The 2,232-nt window shown below is 62.2% G+C and carries 4 protein-coding genes; all 4 read left to right on the forward strand.

Translation table 11 applies throughout. From position 1 onward, the window contains the following. A partial coding sequence (locus tag WBB85_RS01430; protein ID WP_432636842.1) for a hypothetical protein occupies positions 1-211 on the forward strand: 211 nt, incomplete at its 5' end. Further along, entirely contained in the window at positions 156-869 is a 714-nt protein-coding gene (locus tag WBB85_RS01435) for a helix-turn-helix transcriptional regulator (RefSeq protein WP_432636843.1), read from the forward strand. The genes WBB85_RS01430 and WBB85_RS01435, both read left to right, overlap by 56 nt. 72 nt (positions 870-941) lie before the next feature. After that, complete coding sequence (locus WBB85_RS01440; RefSeq protein ID WP_432636844.1) at positions 942-1,574, forward strand: acyl-homoserine-lactone synthase; 633 nt, start codon at positions 942-944, stop codon at positions 1,572-1,574. Between the two features lie 41 nt (positions 1,575-1,615). Beyond that, positions 1,616-2,232, forward strand: a 617-nt coding sequence (locus WBB85_RS01445) for an AAA family ATPase (protein ID WP_432636845.1), incomplete at its 3' end; no start/stop codon positions are given.

A 2,232-nucleotide genomic window follows, 5' to 3' on the forward strand; every position in this document is an offset into this window, starting at 1 on the left:
ATACGAATGGATCCTAGACGTGCTGACCGATCTCAAGGCTTTTGCGCAGTCGAACGGGCTTCCCTTCCTTGCGGAGCAGCTTGACGACACTGCGCTTGTCGCGGCCGCCGAGATTGCTCAGATCGAAGGGGATATTGCCGGAGGGCTCGCTGCGGATGCAGGCACGGCTGGCGGAGTTCATAGAGAAGCTTCAGCGGGCGAAAACGCTTGATGATCTGCGATCTGTGATCCTTGGATTGCGGGATCACTTCCAGATTGAACACCTCGTCTATCACTCGGTCAATTCCACAGGTCAGCAAGACGCGGTCCTTACCTATGCGCCCGACTGGGTCGAACGTTATATTCGCGAAGATTATGCCCGCATTGATCCCGTTGTTCAGGGATGCTTTCGCCGTTTCAATCCTGTTGACTGGAAGCGGCTCGACTGGTCCGGTCGGCAGGCGCGCAGTTTCCTGACCGATGCGCTGGATGCCGGGGTCGGCAATCAGGGCTATTCGGTTCCGATCCGGGGTCCCAACGGCCAGTTCGCGATGTTCACGGTTTCTGACCGCAGGTCGGACGATAACTGGGCCAAGTTTACCGCCGAACATATGAGCGATCTGATCCTGGTTTCGCATTTCGTGAACCAGAAGGCGCTGGAGATTGAGCGCGGCACCGATTACTACGCGATGCAGAGCCTTTCCCCGCGCGAGGTCGATGTTCTGACCATGCTCGCCATGGGGCTGAACCGCGCACAGGCCGCTGACAGTCTTGCCATTTCCGAACATACGCTCCGCGCCTATGTCGAAAGCGCCCGCTTCAAGCTGGGCGCCAACAACACAACCCAGGCCGTGGCCCGCGCCATCGCCGAGGGCCTTGTGTTGCTTTAGCCTTAACGCCGCCCTAGCTACGAATTAACCAAGCTTCGCTAAGCCCTCCGGTCATCCAGATGGAGGGTTACGATGCTGCGATTCCTGAAGGCCGAAGAACTCGGTCACTTTCCCCGCCTGCGCGAGACGATGTTCACCGACCGCGCGAAACAGTTCCGCCAAAGACTGGGTTGGGCTGTCGGTGTCGATGAGAACGGGTGGGAACAGGACGAATACGATGCGCTCAATCCTGTCTACGTGATCTGGCAGAAGCCGGACGGATGTCATGGCGGCTCGATGCGGTTTCTGCCGACCGAGGGGCGGACCATGGTGAACGAGCATTTTTCATCGCTGGCGGGGGGGCTGAAATTCGCCCATCCGAAGATGTGGGAATGCACCCGCTTTTGCCTTGCCGAGAACATGCCGCCCGTAACCTCGGCGGCCCTGATGCTGGGGGGCGCGCAGCTTGGGGTCGGCTTCGGGCTGGCGCGCGCGGTCGGGGTCTTTGATGCACGCATGGTGCGGATCTACCGGCTTCTGGGCTGGCAGCCCACGGTTCTGGGGACCGAGGGCAAGGGGGGCGATGCGATCAGTCTTGGCATCTGGGAGTTTTCCGAGGAGGTCCGGCGCAGGATGGCCCGCAAGGCGGGGATTTCGCCGGAGGTTTCGCAGCTTTGGTTCGACCGTGCGTTCGGCGGCCGCAAGGACATGCCAGCAGCGGGCTAAAGCCGCTGGCATCCCCCGGATGCCGTCTGTAGGGTCGCGTCATGCAGGTGCCGGCCCTTACATTTTCCGACGATCAGGCCGAGGCCTGGGACCGCGTTGCCGATGTTCTTGGCAGCGCCGGGGTCGATCTTTTGGGTGGCACGCTGATGCCTGCGGCGACTGGCCGGTCGAGCATTCTGGCCGTCGTCGGCAAGGCGGGGTCGGGCAAGACGATGCTCTTGGCGGAATTGACCAAGGCGCTGGATGGCGCGGGCGTCGACACCATCTCGGGCGACTATGAGGGCAAGCGGCGCAAGGACCGGCGCACGCTGGCGATCCTGGCCCCCACCAACAAGGCGGCAAGTGTGCTGCGCGGGCGCGGCGTGCCCGCGACCACGATCCACCGCATCCTCTATACGCCTGTCTATGACCCGGAATACGAAAAGATCGCCGAATGGCTGGCGGGCAATGGCGACCGTCCGACCGTCGAAGGGCTGACCGATATCGCGCTGGACCGGGCCAAGGCGTTCTACGATCAGGTCAAGTCGATCCCCGGTGCGCTGGCGGCGGCGGGGCTGCGCGGCTCTGACTTCATCAAGGGCTGGAAACGCCGCGAAGACCCGCTGGATATCGGCTTTGTCGATGAAGCCTCGATGCTGGACGAACGCCAGCTGGAGGA

The organism is Albidovulum sp. (genome assembly GCF_049646345.1).
Taxonomy (GTDB): domain Bacteria; phylum Pseudomonadota; class Alphaproteobacteria; order Rhodobacterales; family Rhodobacteraceae; genus Albidovulum.